Source organism: Luteimonas sp. TWI596, assembly GCF_039674105.1.
Classification (GTDB): domain Bacteria; phylum Pseudomonadota; class Gammaproteobacteria; order Xanthomonadales; family Xanthomonadaceae; genus Luteimonas.
Window position 1 is genome coordinate 1 of the sequence record NZ_JBDJMU010000023.1, and the last position, 17,649, is coordinate 17,649.

Here is a 17,649-nt window from a genome sequence, read left to right on the forward strand (position 1 = left end):
TTGATCGTCTTCCGGTCGAACATCCCCTCACCCTTGCGCCCTGGAATCAGGCATCAAGCGTAACGGTGGCTGGCAAAGGACTCCCCGCTAATCTGCGAAGAACCTTTTTTTGGCCCCCAATTTTGGCGATGGGTCGGACCGATGCCCGAAGCGGGGCGGGCGCGCGCCTGAGGCAGAACGCCGTGCGTGCTATTGCAGCCTCGCGCCCATTGCTGAGGTCGCGAGGCAGTGCAGCGCAAACGACCGCCCCTCATCCATTCCGCCATCGCAATCGCCGAACAGTGCAACGCACTGAGATTGAAGGTCCGCAGCTTCGCTTGATGGAGCGGCGCTTGGCTTCCCGTAGACGGGTTGCAGACGCCTCAGAGCAGCAGACTGGCGGCCGGTGGCCGCGCCGAGCGCGCCATGGGTGAGCCCGCTTCAGCTTGCGCGGCATGCCGCGCGAGCGGGTGAACGCCCGGCGTGCTTCGCCGGGTCGGACCGATCCGCGAAGCGGAGCAGGCGCGCCCGAGTCAGGACAGGATGTCCTGACCGAGGGAAGAGCGGCTTCCGGCCGGCAGGCGGCTGCCTGTCCGAAGTCGAACGCCCTCGCCGCTAATCGCGGTATCGACTGGAGGGATGTCAGAACGCCTCTAACGGCGTCCGCCAGCTACTCGAGAAATCGGTTCAGCGCCGCAGACGGTGCAGTTGCGCCAGGTCGTCGGCGATCGCGTCCCGGCAGTTCGCCTCCATGCTGCGATAAAGCGTCAGGACCTGATCCCCCAGCGGCGTCAACGCCGCTCCGCCGCCGCCCTTGCCGCCGGTCAGCGTCGCGGCGACCGGCGAACCGAAGTAGAGATTCATCTCCTCGACCAGCTGCCAGGCGCGTCGGTAGCTCATTGCCATGCGGCGGCCGGCCGCCGAGATCGAACCCGTCTCGCGAATGCCCGCCAGCAGGTCCGCCTTGCCCGGCCCGAGCATGACGCTGTCGAGGCGGATCCGCAGCTGGAAATCAGAAGGCGTGCGCATCCGACCAGCTTAGTGGACGCCGTCACGCCCGAGAAGCGATGCCGCTGCCGATGCTGGCGGTCCCGACCGTGTGCCTCGGACGCCTGGATTGCCGAGCGTGTGGTCGTGGTCGTCAGGCCGACACAGCTGTTGCCGCCGTATGGCGAACGAACCTGGCGATGTGAGCCCAGTTGCGTCGCCTGCGTCGGTTCGCCCCAGGCAGTGGGCACCCGGCCTCGTGTATCGTCAGCCCCTCGTCCAGCGGGAGGCCAGACGCGCGCCGATGAGCATCTACGCACTGGAATCGGTGTTCCGGCCGGCGTCGGTCGCCGTCGTCGGCGCCAGCCCACGGCCGCGTTCGCTCGGGCGGTTGGTGCTGCAGCAGTTGCGCGAGGGCGGATTCACCGGACCGATCGGTCTGGTCAACCCGCGTCACGCACAGATCGATGGTGTGGAGGCAGTGACCTCACTCGAGGCGCTGCCCTTCGCGCCCGAACTAGTGATCATCGCGGCACCGCCGGCCGATGTGGCGAATGTGGCGCGCGCCGCCGCCGATCGTGGCGCCAAGGCCGCGATCGTGCTCACGCGTGACATGGGCAGTGGGCCGGGCTCGTACAACGCCGCGCTGGCCGAGGTCGCGCGTACCCGCGGCCTGCGCATCGTCGGGCCGAACTGCCTGGGCGTCATCGCGCCGCATGCGCGGCTGTTCGCGAGCTTCGCCGCGCACGCGCCGGCACCGGGCGAACTGGCGCTGATCTCGCAGTCGGGCGCCGTGGCGGCCGGCATGATCGAGTGGGGCCGCTCGCGCGGGATCGGATTCTCGGCCGTCGCCTCGCTCGGCGATGCGCTCGATGTCGACTTCGCGGATCTGCTCGACTACTTCGCCACCGACCGCCACACCCGCGCGATCCTGCTCTACGTCGAGCGCGTGCGCGATGCCCGCAAGTTCCTGTCGGCCGCGCGCGCCGCGGCGCGCGCCAAGCCGGTCGTGGTGGTTAAGCCCGGCCGACATGCGCGCAGCGCCGAGCCGCCGCAGACCCACATCGCCGCGCTGGCCAGCCCGGACGCGGTCTACGACGCGGCGTTCCGGCGCGCCGGATTGCTGCGCGTCCATGCGCTCGACGAACTGTTCGCCGCGGCCGCCACGCTGTCGCGGCTGCGGATGCCGCCCGGCAACCGTTTGGCGGTGATGACCAACGGCATCGGCGTGGGCATGCTCGCACTCGACCGCCTGGTCGATCTGGGCGGCGAGCGCGCCGCGCTGTCGGATGCCACGCTCGAGACGCTCGATACCGCGTTGCCGCGCGGCTGGTCGCGCCGCAATGCAGTCGACATGCTCGGCGACGCCGACGGCCCGCGCTACGCCGCGACTTTGGCCGCGCTGCTGCAGGACCGGGACAACGACGCGATCCTGGTCATGAACGTGCCCACCGTGCTGTCCTCGCCGCCCGAGGTCGCGCGGGCGGTCGTCGAGACGCTGCGCGCGCATCCGCGCGAGGCCGCGCGCAAGCCGGTGTTCGGCGTGCTGGTGGGCGAGCATCCCGAGGCGCGGCGGATCCTGGCCGACGCTGGCGTGCATGCCTTCACCAGCGAGGCCGGGGCCGTGCGCGGTTTCATGTACCTGGTGCGGCACCAGCAGGCGCAGCGCGCGTTGATGGAGACGCCGCCCAGCCTGCCCGACGACTTCAACGTCGATGCCGCCAGCGCGCGCGCGGTCGTCGAGGCGGCGCTCGCCGAAGGCCAGCGCTGGCTCGACCCGCCAGCGATCGCCCGGTTGTTCGCCGCCTACGACATCCCGATTGCCGAAGCGATTCCGGTGCCCGATGCCGACGCGGCCGCCGAGGCGGCGACGGCCCTGCTCGAGCGCGGCGGCGCGGTGGCGGTGAAGATCTGGTCGCGCGACATCCCGCACAAATCCGACATCGACGGCGTGCGCCTGAACCTGGCGAGCGTGGAGGCGGTGCGAGACGCCGCCGACGACCTGTTGCGCTGCGCACGGGCCGCCCGCCCGCAGGCGCGGATCGACGGCGTGACCGTGCACCCGATGGTCGTGCGGCCCAAGGCGCGCGAACTGATCGCCGGCATCGCCGACGACCCGACCTTCGGCCCGGTGGTGGTCTTCGGCCGAGGCGGCACGGCAGTGGAGATCATCGACGACAAAGCCCTGGCGCTGCCGCCGCTGGACTTGCGCCTGGCGCACGAGTTGATCGGACGCACGCGTGTGGCGCGCATCCTCAAGGCCTACCGCGATGTGCCGGCGGCCGACGAGCGGGCGGTCGCGCTGCTGCTGGTGAAGCTGGCGCAGATGGCCGCCGACATCCCCGAGCTCCAGGAAGTCGACGTCAATCCGCTGCTCGCCGACCGCGACGGGGTGATCGCGGTCGATGCGCGGGTCGCCGTCGGTCCGGTGCAGCGGCTGCATCCCGGCCGCGGGCACCCGCGCTTTGCGGTGTTCCCGTACCCCAAGGAGTGGGAGCGCACGATCGCGCTGGGCAACGGCAGCGACGTGTTCGTGCGCCCGGTGCGGCCGGAGGACGAGGCGATGTTCCTGCGCTTCTTCGAGCGGGTCAGTACCGACGACCTGCGGTTGCGTTTCTTCAGCGCAGTGCGCCACTTCAGTCACGAGTTCATTGCCCGGCTGACCCAGCTCGACTATGCGCGCTCGATCGCGCTGGCGGCGATCGACCCGGCCACGGGCGAGATGCTCGGCGCGGTGCGCCTGCTGGCCGATGCGAACTACGACACCGGCGAGTACGGGATCATGGTGCGCTCCGATCTCAAGGGTGCGGGCCTGGGCTGGCGGCTGATGCGGATCATGATCGAGTACGCCCGCTGGCAGGGGCTGCGGATGGTCGAGGGGCAGGTGCTGCGGGAGAACACCACGATGCTGGCGATGTGCCGCCAGTTGGGCTTCGCGATCACCGCCGATCCCGACGACGCAACGGTGGCGATCGTGCGCTTGCCGATCGTGGCCGAGCCGCCGCCGGCGATCTGAACGCCTGCCGCCGGCATCGCGCCGGCGCCCGCCGCGCCGGCGATAATGGCGTGTGCGCAAGATCCTCCACATCGACATGGACGCGTTCTACGCGTCGGTGGAGCAGCGCGACGATCCGTCGCTGCGTGGGCGGCCGGTCGTCGTGGCTTGGCGCGGCGCGCGCTCGGTGGTCTGCGCGGCCTCCTACGAGGCCCGGCCCTACGGCGTGCGCTCGGCGATGCCGGCGGTGACCGCCGAGCGGCTGTGCCCGGATGCGGTGTTCGTGCCGCCGGATTTCCCGCGCTACAAGGCGGTCTCGCGCCAGGTGCGCGAGATCTTCCTGCAGCACACCGACCTGGTGCAGCCGCTGTCGCTCGATGAAGCCTATCTGGACGTCACTGCACCGAAAATCCCTTCGCCCAGCGCCACCGCGACCGCGCAAGCGATCCGTGCGCAGATCCGCGAGGCAACTCAGCTGACGGCGTCGGCGGGCGTGGCGCCGAACAAGTTCCTGGCCAAGATCGCCTCGGATTGGCGCAAGCCCGACGGCCTGTTCGTGGTCAAGCCGGGTCAGATCGAAGCGTTCCTGACGCCATTGAAGGTCGGCCTGATCCCCGGCGTCGGCAAGGTGATGGAGAAGAAGCTCGCCGAGCTCGGCGTGACCACGGTCGGCGAGTTGCGCGGGCTGTCGCTCGACGCGCTCGAGCGGCGTTTCGGCACCTTCGGCGCGCGGCTCTACCAGCGCGCGCGCGGCATCGACGAACGCCCGGTCGAGCCGGACCAGCCGGTACAGTCGATCTCCTCGGAGGACACGTTCGAGACCGATCTGCCACTCGAAGCGCTGGCGCCGATGATCGAACGGCTGGCGGAGAAGACCTGGGCGGCCACGCGCAAGACCGCGCGCGTGGGGCGGACGGTCGTGCTCAAGCTCAAGACCGCGCAATTCCGCATTCTCACGCGCAGCTTCACGCCCGATGCGCCGCCGGCCTCGCAGGCCGAACTCACGCGGATCGCGCTGGCATTGCGCGAGCGCGTGGATCTGCCGGCCTCGACCCGCTACCGGCTCGTCGGTGTCGGCCTGGGCGGCTTTCGCGAGCCCGAAGACCTGCCGCAGCAGGCCGGCCTGTTCGGCGAGGCGGAGATCTAGCTGATTGTCAGGCCGGCTGCCAGTCGAAGGCCAGCGTCTCGTCGCGTGCAAAGCGTTGCAGATGGTTCTCGATGACCTGCTGATAGCGGGCGATCGCCTCGGCATCGGGCTGGGTCAGGACGATCCGCAGCGCATCGCCTTCGACGACGAAATCCGCACCCGCTTCGTCGCCGGCGAACGGGACGAACGCGTGCGTGTCGTGGTCGCGGCGGATCTCGAACTTGTGCCGCCAGTGGTTGCACAGCGTGCGCAGCAGGCGCGGGGCGTCGTTGGATCGCGTCGTGGCGGTGGTGGTGATCGGCATCGCAGGACTCCAGAGCAGGCGGCAACGCCGCGAAGCGAGCATAGGCGCGCGATGCGCGCCATGCACGCGTGTCGGGGCGAACGCAGCGTTGCAGGCCGTTCGCGAGCGTCGCGATGGCCCACACTAGGCAGCTTCCCCGCACGACGAGACGAGGCACAGGCGTGAACGATGCATCCGCGAAGGCAACCGGTTTTCCCTGGCCGGTGGCGCTGTTCGATCTCGACGGCACCCTGGTCGACAGTGCGTCGGACATCGCCGCATCGGTGAATCGCCTGTTGGCCGAGCTCGGCCATGCCCAGGTCGACGAGGCCACCGTGCGCAGCTGGATCGGCGATGGCGCGCGCCAGCTCATCACCGCGGCGTTGCGGCACGCCGGCGACGGACGCGATGTCGAGACGGTGATGCCGCGTTTCATGCAGCACTATCGTGACTGCCTGTTGCTCGATCCGCAGATCTATCCCGAGGTGCCCGAGACCCTGCAGGCGCTGCGCGCGGCCGGCGTGCGGATGGCGGTGTGCACCAACAAGCCGGCGCCGTTCGTCGGCCCGCTGCTCGAGGCGCTGGATCTGGCGCAGTACTTCGACGCGGTGCTCGGCGCCGGCGAGCTGCCCGAGCGCAAGCCGCATCCGTTGCCGCTGCTGCATCTGGCCGCGCATTTCGGCGTCGACATCGGGCAGTGCCTGATGGTCGGCGATTCGTCAGCCGATGCCGGCGCGGCGATCGCCGCGGGGGCGCCGCTGGTGCTGGTGACCTACGGCTACCGGCGCGACTTCGACCTGCATGGCTGCGGCGCGCGCGCCGTCATCGACCGGTTCGGCCAGTTGCTGGCGCTCTGAGCAGACGCGCTTCAATGGACGCGCGCTGTCGGCGTCGCTGGCGCGAATGCGCCAGCGTGTGGCCAGACGTCGGGCCAGTGTGGTCTTGCCGCTGCCGGTGACCCCGGCGACGAGCACGCGCTGGGGAACGAACGGCAGTGGCGCGTGTGGAGTGTGCATCCGGCGATGCGATCGCGGTCGGTCTTGGCGTCGTGCCGACGCGCTGCGCGCGGGCACGGGGGTCACGCCGGCGGGGAGGGCGTCTTCGCGTCCGCGAGCGCTGCAAACCACGCCGCATACGGCGAATTGCGGACCAGGTGCCGGTTGTAGTCGGGGGCGCCATCGCTCCACCACACCGGGCCGCGTTCTCCCAACCCGCGTTTGGCGGCATCCACCTGTCGGCGTGCGTGGGCGAGCGCCTCGGCATCATCTGCCGCCCGTACCGCCTTGACCGCGCGGCGCGCGTCCATCAGTGCCGACACCAGCCGTTGTCGCTCGCTTTCGTCCAGATGCGGATCGGTACTGCGCCATAGCCGCCCGCGCACCACCAGATAACGCCCGTCCGGCGTCTTCATTGGCGGGGTGGCACGCGTCATGCGGTCTCCGGCTGGCAGATCATCTCGACATTCGGGCATCGGCGGTCGCGCAGTCGACACGGCCGCATGACATTTGTTTCACGCAATGCCAAGGGCGGGTTGGCGAGCATCAGGCTCCCGGCTGCGCGCAGACGCGGCCGCCCAACTGGAGGTCACGATGTCCACACCTTTCGTCCGGCCGCGCGTGCGCGCTGCGGCCCAGGCCACGATCCTGGGCCTGATGTCCGGCATGCTCGCGGCGTGCGCGCCCGCTGGGGACGCGCCTGCCACTGCGCAGCACGAAGCGACCACGCCGCCCCCGACGCAGGCGCCGGTCGCCGATGCCGCTGCGCCCAGTGCGACCGGCGATACCGAGGGCGGCGACGGGTCGCAGATCCAGCTCGGCACCTTGAGCGAACGCGACATCGCCGATGCGGCGTTGACCGGCGAGCTCGCATGCAGCTTCGCTGAGGAAGGCGAGGCGCCATTGTTGTTTGCCAAGGGCGTGGTCGGCGCCGCCGAGCCCGCGCAGGGCGTGGTGAAGGTGGGCGACGTCGTGGAGACGGTGCGCGCGCCCGGTGGTTTCGACGGCATGCTCAAGACCCCCACATTCACAGGACGCGGCACGACGATCCATATCGTCGAGACCGGCACCGCAGTCGGCGGCGGCGAGTCACCGCCGCGTCCGGCGACATTGACCTACCAGCGCGGCGACGGTGCGAGCCGCAGCTTCGAGGGGATGTGGCAATGCGGGCCGTGAGTCGGCACGCGGCTTGATCCCACCAGAGCACGTCCGCCCGACCATCCATCCGGTCATGCCATCCGATCGACGCGCAGCGTCCGCTCGGCCGCACCGGTGACGGGACGTCCCGCCACCGGTGTGCGATCACGGCGCGACGTTACCTTCGATCGAATCGTCGAGCGTCTTGCCGATCGCGGCGCCGAGCGCCATCTTCGTCGCCGCAACGAAATCGCCGTGCTTGTTGTCCCAGTAGTAGCCCGCCTGCGGCTGCACCCGGATCACGGTGATCCGGGGGTCGTCCTTGCCCTCGGTGAACCAGGTTTTCATGATCGGGCTCCACAAGGCCTCGATCCGGTCGCGATCCCGGCTCACCGTGGCATGGCCATCGAGCACCAGAAAGCCGGAATGCTTGGATGCCTGCAGATACAGCCGCACCTTCGGGTCGGCCTGGATCTCGGCGTTCTTGTGGCTGTCGGCAGCGCTGAGGAACCACAGCACGCCATCGTCGTCGGCCTGCTCGATCGACATCGGCCGGGTGCCGCCGGTGTCGCTGCTGGACAGGGGCGTGGTGCAGAAGAAGCAGGCACCGGCCTCCTTGGACATGTCGCGGATGCGGGCGGTCGCCGCCGTGGCCGCCAGATCCTGGCGGTTGTCCTCGGGCTGGTTGCGGTTGATCGAATCCATCGGGCGTCTCCATCGGGTGGGCACGCCGTCGCGCGGGGCGTGCGCGGCGGTCGATGCGACAGCGTGGAAGCGCGGCGGTGATCCGGGCGTGACCCCGGTGTGTGGATCGCATTCGGGCGTTGGTCGAGCGATGGCCTTGCGTCCGAGCTGCCGGCCTGCGACCGTGCCCCGGATGACGATATCGCCCCCCTTGTCGCCCATCGGTCGCGTCTTCGCGGCGGTGGCCTTGATCGAAGCGTTCACCTGGGCCGGCCTGCTGGTTGGCATGGCCCTCAAGTACGGCACCGGCACCACGGCCCTGGGGGTGTGGTGGTTCGGGCGGCTGCATGGCATGGCGTTCCTCGCCTATCTCGCCGTCGCGCTCGTCGCGGCGTTGCGCCTGCGCTGGCCCTGGTGGGCCTGGCTGCTCGCGATCGCGGCCGCAGTGCCGCCGCTGGCGACCCTGCCGCTGGAGCTTTGGTACCGGCGCCGGGGCCTGCTCGCCGCACCGCGTGCACGCACGTAGCCGCAGTGCGAACGCCGCAGGCGACGACTGCCTGCTGCAGTCGGCGCGCGGCCGCGCCGTTCCTGCACCGCATGCCGACGGTCCCGGCCTGGCGCGGGCGGTAAACTGCCGGTCCCCTGAACGCGAGGAGCGCGTCATGCATCGATTCCGTCTGTCCGCCATCTGTTTCCTGGCACTGGCCACGCTGGCCCTGGCAGCGTGTTCGTCCGCCAAGCCCGAAGCGGCGGTCCAGGCGTTCTATGAAGCGGCGGCCAAGGGCGATGTCGAGAGAGCCACCGCGCAGGTCTCGTTCGCCGATGTGCCCGCCAACGGCATGGTGCAGGCCAAGGGCAAGGTGCAGATGATCGTCGGCGAGATGCAGTCCAGGATCGATGCCAACGACGGCCTCGACAAGGTCGAGGTGATCGAGTCGAGCATCGACGAGGACGGCGAAACCGCGCGCGTGCAGGTCCGGGTGGTCTTCGACAACGGCAAGGACCTGACCGAGACGCACCGCTTGGTCCGCGACGACGGCAAGTGGAAGATCCGCCTGCGCTGAGGACGTGACGATGCGACGCTGGTGGTGCGCACTGCTGGCACTGTGCGCGGCCAGCGCCTGTCTGGCCGGTGGCCCCGCGTTGCCGGCCGATGCGCAGCCAGGCGATCTGGTGTTCCGGCGCGGGACCGAGTCGGTCAGCGCGATGGTGCTGGCGATCGACGGCGGGCAGTTCAGCCACGTCGGCATGCTGGTCGGGCGTCCCGGCGCCTGGCAGGTGGTGCATGCGACGCCCTCCGAAGTGCCTGGACGCGCCGACGGCGTGGTCGTCGATGCCCTGAGCTTCTTCCTCGACCCGGTGCGCAGCCGCGGCTATGCCGTCTATCGCGTCGATGCGTCCGAGGCCCTGCGCGCCGCCGCGGTCGCTGAGGCCCTGGGCATGCGCGGCACCCGCTTCCGGATCGCCGATGCGGCCGGCACCTACTGTACCCGGCTGGTCTGGGACGCCTGGCGCCGCGCCGGCGTCGATCTGGAGGTGCGCTTCACTCGCCTCGCCCTGCCGCTGATGCAGGGCGACTATCTGCTGCCGACGCCGCTCAGCCGGTCGCCACGACTGCGGCGCTTAGCGCTGCCACAGCACGCCGGGGGCTGAACGCGGCCCCATCGCGGGCTGTGACCGGCACCCCATTTGCCGGCCCCGCGGGCCACTAGGCTGGCGCCGGGGGATCCTTCCGACGGGCTGGAGGCAAGCACGATGAGCAGACGTGGACGCGTGATCGCGGCAATGGTGTCGCTGGTGCTGGGGGTCGTGGTGGTGGGCAGCGCCGCCGCGCGCTGGCCGATCCTCGGCCAGGAGTGGGCGGAATGGACGCGTTACGACGCGGCCGGCAATGCGATCGGCGGTGGCCGGATCGAGTGCGATGGCACGCTCCAGACCTGGGGCGATGCCGGCGGGCCGCACGGCTTGAGGATCTATCCCTGCCTGTGAAGGCTGCGGCGGGCGGATCCGCTCCGCCCGCCGCCATGCGCACGCCGTGCAGTCGCTGCCACGGCGACGCAAACGCCACGATCTAGTAGACCTGCCGTGCCTCGGGCGGGGGCGGATTCCACTGGTAGAGCCAGGTCTCGCTGAGGGCCTGGCCGGTGGCCGGATCGCGCAGGAATAGGCGCAGTTCGAGCTGCTCGGTGCCAGGCCCTGGCGGGACGATGTCGAACATCACCCGGTAGCCTTCGACGGCGTGCAGCGGGCGGGCCGAGACGGTCTCCAACTGGCCGGCAGTGGTCTGCAGCACAGGCTCGACCGTGGCATTGCGCCCGGCCAGCGCGGCGAGCGTGCCGCCGGCGAAGTCGACCGCGAAGCGCTGCGACCAGGCCTTGCGCGCAAACCCGATGCGGCCGCCCAGGCCCGTGCGCGTGGCGATGCAGGTGGCCAGCGGCGGACGCGCCGGCATTGCCTCGCCCCAGAACAGCCGGTAGCCGAACAGCAGCTCGCGACCGGGCTCGATCGGCTGCGCCGGATGCCAGAACGCCACCACGTTGTCGAACGTCTCATCGACGGTCGGGATCTCGACCAGTTGCACCTCGCCGCGTCCCCAGCCGTCGCGCGGTTCCACCCACAGCGAGGGCCGGCGCTCGTAGAAGACGCCGTCGTCCTGGTAATGGTCGAAGTTGCGATCGCGCTGCAGCAGGCCGAAGCCGCGCGGGTTGTCGTCGGCGAAGGCGTTGAACCGCAGCGCGCGCGGATTCTCCAGCGGCCGCCACAGCCACTCGCCGCTGCCGGTGTGCAGCGCCAGGCCGTCGCTGTCGTGGATCTCGGGGCGCCAGTCCCAGGCCATGCGGCGGTCGTTCTCGCCGGCCTGGTACATGCTGGTCGCCGGCGCGATGCCCAGGCGCTCGATCGCAGTGCGCGGGTACAGCGCGCAGTCGACCTCCATCACCAGCGGTTCGCCCGGGGTGATCGCGAACCGGTAGGCCCCGGCGACCGACGGCGAGTCGAGCAGGGCGTAGACGACCACCGTGTCGCTGCCCGGCGCCGGACGCTCGAGCCAGAAGTCGGTGAAGTCGGGAAACTCTTCCGGCCTCGCCAGGCCGGTGTCCACCGCCAGGCCGCGTGCCGACAGCCCGTACTGGCCGCTGCCACCGACGGCGCGGAAGTAGCTCGCGCCCAGGAACGCGGCGAAGTCGCGCTTGGGATCGCTGCGCCGGTTGAGTCGGAAGCCGGCGAAGCCCAGATCGGTCGGCAGTGCGGCGCCGTCCAGCCCCGAGGCGCCGTAGTCGAACATCGCCGGGTCGTAGGCGATCTCGCGCGCCTGGCCCTCGGCCAGCGCGTGCATGCGGACCGGGCGCTTGAAGAACAGGCCCAGGTGGAAGAACTGTGCAAGGTAGCGGGTGTCGTCCTCATGCCACAGCGCATGGTCCTGGCGGAACTGCAGCGCCTGGTAGGCGTCCCAGTCGAGGGCTGACACCGGCTGGGGCAGTGCGGCCGGCCGCGCGGTGTACGCCTGGCCCGCCAGTGCGCGGGCGCGCCCCTTGAGCGCGGCGAAGTCGAACGGGGCCGGCGCGCCCATGCGCAGGGCGGCCAAAACCGAGGTCGGCAGGGCGGCCGCGCAGAGGGCCACCAGGCCGCCGTGCAGGAACGAACGTCGATGCATGCGGGCGAGTCCGGGTGTGGAGCGCGCATCCTATCCAACCCACGACAACGTGCCGTTAGCGGGCCGCACGCCTGCACGAGCGCTGCACATGCCCGCCTCTAGGCTGGCGCACCGTCGAAATGAGTTCCCCCGCATGCACGTCCGCGCAGGCTGCGAACTCGCGATCGAGACCGATGTCGCCGCGCCTGTCATCGCGATGCTGCGGCCCAGGACCGGCCGCGCGCGCTGGCACGTCAACGACCGTGCGGGCTTCGACCCGGCCCTGGGTTTCGACGAGTATCTCGACGGCTTCGGCAACCGCTGTCAGCGTTTCACCCTGCCGCCGGGACTGACCCGCATCCGATTGCAGACGCGCGCCATCGCCGCGCCCGATCCCGGAGCGATGCCGGCGGCAGCGGCGGTCGCGCCGGCCGACCTGCCGGCATCGACGCTGCAGTTCCTGCTGCCCAGCCGCTACTGCCCGTCCGACCGCGCGGCGATGTACGCACGCGCGCTGGAAATCGTCGGCGACGCCGCGCCGGGCCATGCCCAGGTCGAGGCGATCCGTCGCTGGATCCACGCCCATCTCGCCTATCGTTATGGCGTCAGCGACGCCGGCACCGATGCCCAGGACACCCTGGCGCAAGGCGCCGGCGTCTGTCGGGATTTCGCGCATGTGGGCATGACGCTGTGCCGCGCACTCGACATTCCGGCGCGGATGGTCGTGGGCTGGCTGCACGACCTCAAGCCGATGGACATGCACGCTTGGTTCGAAGCGTACCTGGGCGATGCTTGGCACACCTTCGATGCCACCCAGGCGACCCCACGCGGGGGCCGGGTGGTGATCGCGCACGGACGCGATGCGGCCGACGTCGCCTTTCTCACCAGCTACCGGCCGCTGCGCACGGTGTCGATCCAGGTCTGGACCGAACTCGACGCGGCGGCGTGAGCGCACCGGAATTTCGTCCATGCAGTTGTTCAAGTGCGACCGTTGCGAGCAGGTGCTGTACTTCGAGAACACCGAGTGCCTGCGCTGCGGCGCGCGGCTGGGCTTCGTGCCCGAGCAGGTGACGCTGGGCGCACTGATCCCCGACGGCGCGGCGTGGCGGCTGCAGAGCGCGCCCGCCGGTCCGCGCTACCGGTTCTGCAGCAACGCCACGCATTCGGCCTGCAACTGGCTGCTGCCTGCCGACGCTCCCCAGCGCTATTGCCGCGCCTGTCGCCACAACCGCACCATCCCGGATCTGTCCGACAACGACCGGCTGCAGGCCTGGCGGCGGATCGAGGTCGCCAAGCGCCGGCTGTTCTACAGCCTGCTGCGGTTGCGCCTGCCCACACCGACCGTCGGCAGCGGCGATCCCGAACCGTTGTCGTTCGATTTCCTGGCCGACCCGCCGCACGGGCCCCGGGTGATGACCGGGCACGACAATGGCCTCATCACCATCGCACTGTCGGAAGCCGACGATGCCCGCCGGGAGGCGGCGCGGGTGTCGATGGGCGAGCTCTACCGCACGTTGCTGGGCCATTTCCGCCATGAGATCGGCCACTACTACTGGGACCGGCTGGTGCGCGACGCCGGACCGGACGAGCGCGCCCGTTGCCGCGCGCTGTTCGGCGACGACCGACAGGATTACGGCCAGGCGCTGCAGCGCTACTACGCGACCGGCGCGCCCGCGCAGTGGCAGCGCAGTCACGTCAGCCGCTACGCGACGATGCACCCGTGGGAGGACTGGGCCGAGACCTGGGCGCACTATCTGCATATCGTCGACACGCTGGAAATGGCCGCCGCGTTCGGTATTCGCATCGCGCCCGACATCGCCGAGAGCACGACGATGGAGACCGAGATCACGTTCGATCCCCATCACGTGGCCGATCTGCGACGGCTGATCGATGCGTGGTTGCCGCTGACCTACGCGGTCAACAGCCTCAACCGGGCGATGGGTCAGCCCGACCTGTATCCGTTCTCGATCGCGCCGCCGGTGCTTGAGAAGATGGCCTACATCCACGGCCTGATCCGGCGCGCGGGTGGCCGCGGCGCGGTCGCTCAGCCGTAGTAGGCCAGGAACATGTCGACCGCCGTTTCGGCCACGCGCGTCTGTTGCGCGGCCGATAGCGGCGGCTGGCCCATCGACAGCTGCGGCCACAGGGCGAAGCTCTTGACCAGGCCTTGCAACTGCATCGACGCGAAGGCCGGGTCGTCCGTCCGCAGCCGGCCGTCGGCGGACGCGGCTCGGATCCAGACCGACACCCCTTCCTCGCGATCGCCCAGGCGGGAAAGCAGGTCGCGCGCCAGCGCAGGCGAGTGGATGCCCGCGGCGATGGCCACGCGTGCCAGGTCCACGAACTCCGGGTCGTGGAGCAGCCGCAGCTTCTGGTGCACCAGCTCGAGCAGTTGGGGGCGCAGCGGCCGATCGGCGCGGTAGGCGAGATCCGGCCCGCAGACACCGCGTTCGAGCATCGCCTGGAGAATGCGCAGGAACAGTGCGTCCTTGCCGGGGAAATGGTTGTAGACGGTGCGCTTGGATACCCCGGCGCGGCTGGCGATGCGATCCATGCTGGTCGCCTCATAGCCGGCAGCGCGGAACTCGGCCACCGCCGCTTCCAGGATCGCCGCGTGCTTGCGATCGGTGAGCCGGGCGAGGGGTGGGTCGCAGTCCATCGGACAATTCTACACCGCCGGGTTTACATTCAGGCCGATATATCTACACTGCACGGTGTAGTTCCTATGGGTCCCGTCGATGCCTGCCGTTCCCTCGTCCTCGCCCGTAAAGCCGCATCGCCGACGGCGCACCGCCGTCCTCCTCCTCTCCGTTCTTGGAGTCTGCATCGTGAGCGCCTGCCTGCTGTCGTACTTCCAGACCAATCGCCCCATCGCCGACTATTCGGCATCGCCGCAGGCCGAGGCTGGCCGGTTCCGCAATCCGGCGCCGCGACCGCCGATCGGGGTGGCCAAGACCGCGCGACTGATGTGGGAGATGCTGTTCGAAAAGCCGGCCACCACGGTGCCGGCCCACGCCTTGGCGGTGTCGCCGCTGACGGCGGCCGACCTGGAGGCCGCGCCGAACCGCAGTGCCTGGCGGCTGGGCCACTCGACCGTGCTGCTCAAGCTTCGCGATGGCTTCTGGCTGACCGACCCGGTCTTTTCCGAGCGCGCCTCGCCGGTGCAATGGATGGGACCCAAACGCTTCCACCCCCCGCCGATCGCGCTCGATGCGCTGCCGCCGCTGCGCGGCGTGCTGCTGTCGCACGACCATTACGATCACCTCGACCGAGACACCGTGCGCGCGCTGGCCGATCGCGCGGCGGTGTTCCTGACGCCGCTGGGCGTGGGCGACCGCCTGATCGACTGGGGCGTGCCGGCGGCCAAGGTGCAGCAGTTCGACTGGTGGCAGGGCACCACGATCGGCGAACTGCGCTTCACCGCCACGCCGGCCCAGCATTTCTCCGGGCGAGGGCCGTTCGACAGCGACCGCACGCTGTGGGCTTCGTGGGTGATCGAGGACCGCGCGGCGGACGGCGATCCGGGCCTGCGGGTGTTCTTCAGCGGCGACACCGGCTACTTCGATGGGTTTTCGCAGATCGGCCAGCGCTTCGGACCGTTCGACGTGGCGATGGTCGAGACCGGTGCCTACGACCTTCGCTGGGCCTTCGTGCACATGCAGCCCGAGCAGACCGTGCAGGCGCATGTCGACCTGGGCGCGCGCGTGCTGATGCCGGTGCACAACGGCACATTCGACCTGGCGATGCACGACTGGGACGAGCCGTTCGAGCGCGTGGTGGCGATTGCCGCCGAGCGCGGCGTCACGCTGGCGACCCCGCGCATGGGCGAGCGCGTGGACCTGACCGCGCCGCAGGCCACGACCGCCTGGTGGCGCGACTAGCGACGCGGCGCGCAGCTCGCGCAGCGCGCGCGGCCAGCATCGCGTGCCGGCATCCGAGCGTCGGACGGCGCCCGCTCAACGGCGCGTCGCGAGTACGCCGTCGAGCGCGGGGGCCGCGCGAAAGCCCGCGGCTTCGAGCCGCCGCGCGACCTCGCGTGGCACATCGCGGCCGCTGGTGAGGCGATTCGGGCTGCCGGTGTAGTGGAACAGCCGGCCACCGCGCCGCAGCACGCGGGCCAGTTGATCGTAGAACGTCCGCGCGTACAGCTCACCGGCGATCCCGAAACGGGGCGGGTCATGCAGGACCGCATCCACGGATGCATCGGCGAGGTCGGCAACGGCCTCCACGACATCGGCATGGACCAACGACAGGCGCCCCTGCCACGGGGCTGCATCGGGGTCGGGCGACCACGGATTGCAGCTGCGCAGCCACAGCACGTCGGCATTCTTCTCGAACGAGCGCACATGCGCCGCGCCCGCGTCCAGGCAACACGCGGCGAAGTAGCCCAGGCCGCCGCAGGTGTCGAGCACGCGCGCGCCCTGCGGCGCGATGAGTGCGACCTTGCGGCGGGCATCGTCCAGCGGTGATGTCTGCGCGGTGGGCAGCATCTTGATGCCGTCGATCTCGAACGTGGGCGGCCCCCACGACGTGGGCACGAGCTTGATCAAAGCGCCGCCGTAGCGCGAGATCGCGACCCAGGCATCGCCATCGTGGCGGTACACCGTGCGCTCGCGCAGCGCGCCGGGCCAGGGATAGTCCGCGTCGTGCCAGGTCCAGTGCGTTGCGTACAACTTCGCGGTGGCCGTGCTGCGGCCCAGGTCCAGCGATCCGGTCCACGTACGGCTGCCCGCATCGCGTGCCGCATTGAGCGCGTCGGCGGTGTCGCGGGTCAGCAGGGGGCCGGAGACGTGGGCCACGAAACGCACCGAAGGACGGGGCAGGCATCGTAGCCGACGCGGCGTGTCGACACGGCGTTGCCCGCGTCTTGCAATCGGGAACCGTTCGTGCCTGCGCTCGCAAGTTCCTCATTCGCGTAAACCAGACTTGAATGCGAATGCCGCGATTGCGTCGAACGGGTGTGAACGTTTGCGCGCGCTTCAGGCGACGGGGTCTCTACTGCGCACCGCGGGACACCCCCGACCCCGCATGTCCATCGATACGCGAGCCGCGTATCCAAGAAGAAAAGGAAATGCCCCCGATGAAAACTCTCCTGATTCCCGCAGCGATCGCCGCCGCCCTGTGTGCCCCTTCCGCATTCGCCCAGAGCATGGGTGGCGATACCTATCGTCCCGACCTGCAGATCGGCGAGGGCAACGCCTTCATCGCCGGTAACGTCGGTCGTACGGATGGCGGCACCGCCGGTCGGTTCGGCACCGGCGATTTCAACGTGTTCGAAAGCCGCGACGGTCGCAAGACCGGCTACGGCCTGGTCGGCGGCTACCGCTGGAAGCTGGCGCAGAACTTCGGTCTGGGCTTGGAAGGCGGTTACACCGACCTGGGCAACCTGGTGGTCAAGAACGCGTTCCGCGACGACGGCGTCAACCAGCGCGAGGACACCAATGCGCTGCGCGGCTGGATCGCCGGTGGTAATGCCCGCCTGAACATCACCCCGGAGTGGTACGTGGGTGCGCGTGGTGGCTTCTTCCGCGCTTCCGACAACAATGCGCGCTACTACAACGACGTTGGCCAGGATCTGGGCCTCGAAAGCGGCGGCCGCGATGGTCGCAACAGCTGGTACGCCGGTGTCGGCACGGGCTGGAATGCCACCGAGAACTTCAGCATCGGTCTGCATTACGACTACTTCCGCGCCAAGTCGGGCGACCTGCGCGACCCGGTCACCGGCGTGAAGTTCGAAGGCCCCAAGCGTTCGACCGCGCTGCTCGGCCTGACCGCCGAATACGCGTTCTGATGTCGATCTGCGGACCGGGC

19 protein-coding genes are annotated in these 17,649 nt (G+C 70.0%); 12 read left to right on the forward strand and 7 right to left on the reverse strand.

The window, feature by feature from the left end; genetic code table 11:
* Positions 1-666 precede the first annotated feature (666 nt).
* Complete coding sequence (locus ABE487_RS14880) at positions 667-1,008, reverse strand: LysR family transcriptional regulator (protein WP_346445303.1); 342 nt, start codon at positions 1,006-1,008, stop codon at positions 667-669.
* 262 nt (positions 1,009-1,270) lie between these two features.
* On the opposite strand from ABE487_RS14880, the gene ABE487_RS14885 reads away from it, so the two are divergent.
* Both ABE487_RS14885 and dinB read left to right on the forward strand, forming a co-directional pair.
* Positions 1,271-3,982 (forward strand): bifunctional acetate--CoA ligase family protein/GNAT family N-acetyltransferase, encoded by a 2,712-nt coding sequence (locus ABE487_RS14885; protein ID WP_346445302.1) that lies wholly within the window; start codon positions 1,271-1,273, stop codon positions 3,980-3,982.
* Positions 3,983-4,034: 52 nt separating this feature from the next.
* Positions 4,035-5,108: a DNA polymerase IV gene (gene dinB / locus ABE487_RS14890; protein ID WP_346452472.1), complete on the forward strand. Its 1,074-nt coding sequence runs from the start codon at positions 4,035-4,037 to the stop codon at positions 5,106-5,108.
* A 7-nt stretch (positions 5,109-5,115) separates the two neighbouring features.
* On the opposite strand, the gene ABE487_RS14895 is transcribed toward dinB, so the two are convergent.
* Positions 5,116-5,412: a DUF2218 domain-containing protein gene (locus tag ABE487_RS14895; protein WP_346445300.1), complete on the reverse strand. Its 297-nt coding sequence runs from the start codon at positions 5,410-5,412 to the stop codon at positions 5,116-5,118.
* 161 nt (positions 5,413-5,573) lie between these two features.
* Here ABE487_RS14895 and gph point away from each other — a divergent pair, with 161 nt between their 5' ends.
* Positions 5,574-6,248 carry a phosphoglycolate phosphatase gene (gph, locus tag ABE487_RS14900; protein WP_346445299.1) on the forward strand — a complete coding sequence of 225 codons (675 nt, stop codon included), beginning with the start codon at positions 5,574-5,576 and terminating at the stop codon, positions 6,246-6,248.
* Between the two features lie 221 nt (positions 6,249-6,469).
* Here gph and ABE487_RS14905 read toward each other — a convergent pair whose 3' ends face one another.
* The gene (locus ABE487_RS14905) at positions 6,470-6,823 is read right to left on the reverse strand and encodes a hypothetical protein (RefSeq protein ID WP_346445298.1); all 354 of its coding nucleotides are present in this window, start codon (positions 6,821-6,823) and stop codon (positions 6,470-6,472) included.
* Between the two features lie 157 nt (positions 6,824-6,980).
* Here ABE487_RS14905 and ABE487_RS14910 point away from each other — a divergent pair, with 157 nt between their 5' ends.
* A complete protein-coding gene (locus ABE487_RS14910) occupies positions 6,981-7,562 on the forward strand; it encodes a hypothetical protein (RefSeq protein WP_346452471.1) in 582 nt (193 codons plus the stop codon).
* 126 nt (positions 7,563-7,688) lie between these two features.
* Here the strand turns inward: ABE487_RS14910 and ABE487_RS14915 are convergent, their stop codons facing one another.
* Positions 7,689-8,228: a pyridoxamine 5'-phosphate oxidase family protein gene (locus ABE487_RS14915; protein ID WP_346445296.1), complete on the reverse strand. Its 540-nt coding sequence runs from the start codon at positions 8,226-8,228 to the stop codon at positions 7,689-7,691.
* A 172-nt stretch (positions 8,229-8,400) separates the two neighbouring features.
* Between ABE487_RS14915 and ABE487_RS14920 the strand changes: the two genes are divergently transcribed.
* From ABE487_RS14920 to ABE487_RS14935, 4 genes are all read left to right on the forward strand, one after another.
* Entirely contained in the window at positions 8,401-8,733 is a 333-nt protein-coding gene (locus tag ABE487_RS14920; protein ID WP_346452470.1) for a DUF3817 domain-containing protein, read from the forward strand.
* Positions 8,734-8,869: 136 nt separating this feature from the next.
* Positions 8,870-9,271, forward strand: coding sequence for a DUF4878 domain-containing protein (locus tag ABE487_RS14925; protein ID WP_346452469.1), 402 nt, complete (start codon positions 8,870-8,872; stop codon positions 9,269-9,271).
* Positions 9,272-9,281: 10 nt separating this feature from the next.
* Complete coding sequence (locus ABE487_RS14930; RefSeq protein WP_346452468.1) at positions 9,282-9,860, forward strand: YiiX/YebB-like N1pC/P60 family cysteine hydrolase; 579 nt, start codon at positions 9,282-9,284, stop codon at positions 9,858-9,860.
* 102 nt (positions 9,861-9,962) lie between these two features.
* On the forward strand, positions 9,963-10,196 hold the full coding sequence (locus ABE487_RS14935) for a hypothetical protein (protein ID WP_346445292.1): 234 nt from the start codon (positions 9,963-9,965) through the stop codon (positions 10,194-10,196).
* Positions 10,197-10,278: 82 nt separating this feature from the next.
* Here ABE487_RS14935 and ABE487_RS14940 read toward each other — a convergent pair whose 3' ends face one another.
* On the reverse strand, positions 10,279-11,859 hold the full coding sequence (locus tag ABE487_RS14940; RefSeq protein WP_346452467.1) for a glucan biosynthesis protein D: 1,581 nt from the start codon (positions 11,857-11,859) through the stop codon (positions 10,279-10,281).
* 133 nt (positions 11,860-11,992) lie between these two features.
* Here ABE487_RS14940 and ABE487_RS14945 point away from each other — a divergent pair, with 133 nt between their 5' ends.
* Both ABE487_RS14945 and ABE487_RS14950 read left to right on the forward strand, forming a co-directional pair.
* Positions 11,993-12,787 (forward strand): transglutaminase family protein, encoded by a 795-nt coding sequence (locus ABE487_RS14945; protein ID WP_346452466.1) that lies wholly within the window; start codon positions 11,993-11,995, stop codon positions 12,785-12,787.
* A 19-nt stretch (positions 12,788-12,806) separates the two neighbouring features.
* Positions 12,807-13,892, forward strand: a complete 1,086-nt coding sequence (locus ABE487_RS14950; protein ID WP_346445289.1) for a putative zinc-binding peptidase — start codon at positions 12,807-12,809, stop codon at positions 13,890-13,892.
* On the opposite strand, the gene ABE487_RS14955 is transcribed toward ABE487_RS14950, so the two are convergent.
* Positions 13,883-14,497 carry a TetR/AcrR family transcriptional regulator gene (locus tag ABE487_RS14955; protein WP_346445288.1) on the reverse strand — a complete coding sequence of 205 codons (615 nt, stop codon included), beginning with the start codon at positions 14,495-14,497 and terminating at the stop codon, positions 13,883-13,885. The genes ABE487_RS14950 and ABE487_RS14955 overlap by 10 nt on opposite strands.
* A gap of 169 nt (positions 14,498-14,666) precedes the next feature.
* Here ABE487_RS14955 and ABE487_RS14960 point away from each other — a divergent pair, with 169 nt between their 5' ends.
* Entirely contained in the window at positions 14,667-15,719 is a 1,053-nt protein-coding gene (locus tag ABE487_RS14960) for an MBL fold metallo-hydrolase (RefSeq protein WP_346445287.1), read from the forward strand.
* Between the two features lie 75 nt (positions 15,720-15,794).
* On the opposite strand, the gene ABE487_RS14965 is transcribed toward ABE487_RS14960, so the two are convergent.
* Positions 15,795-16,637: an SAM-dependent methyltransferase gene (locus ABE487_RS14965; protein ID WP_346452465.1), complete on the reverse strand. Its 843-nt coding sequence runs from the start codon at positions 16,635-16,637 to the stop codon at positions 15,795-15,797.
* Positions 16,638-16,918: 281 nt separating this feature from the next.
* Here ABE487_RS14965 and ABE487_RS14970 point away from each other — a divergent pair, with 281 nt between their 5' ends.
* Positions 16,919-17,629: an outer membrane beta-barrel protein gene (locus ABE487_RS14970; protein WP_346445285.1), complete on the forward strand. Its 711-nt coding sequence runs from the start codon at positions 16,919-16,921 to the stop codon at positions 17,627-17,629.
* Positions 17,630-17,649: the final 20 nt, after the last annotated feature.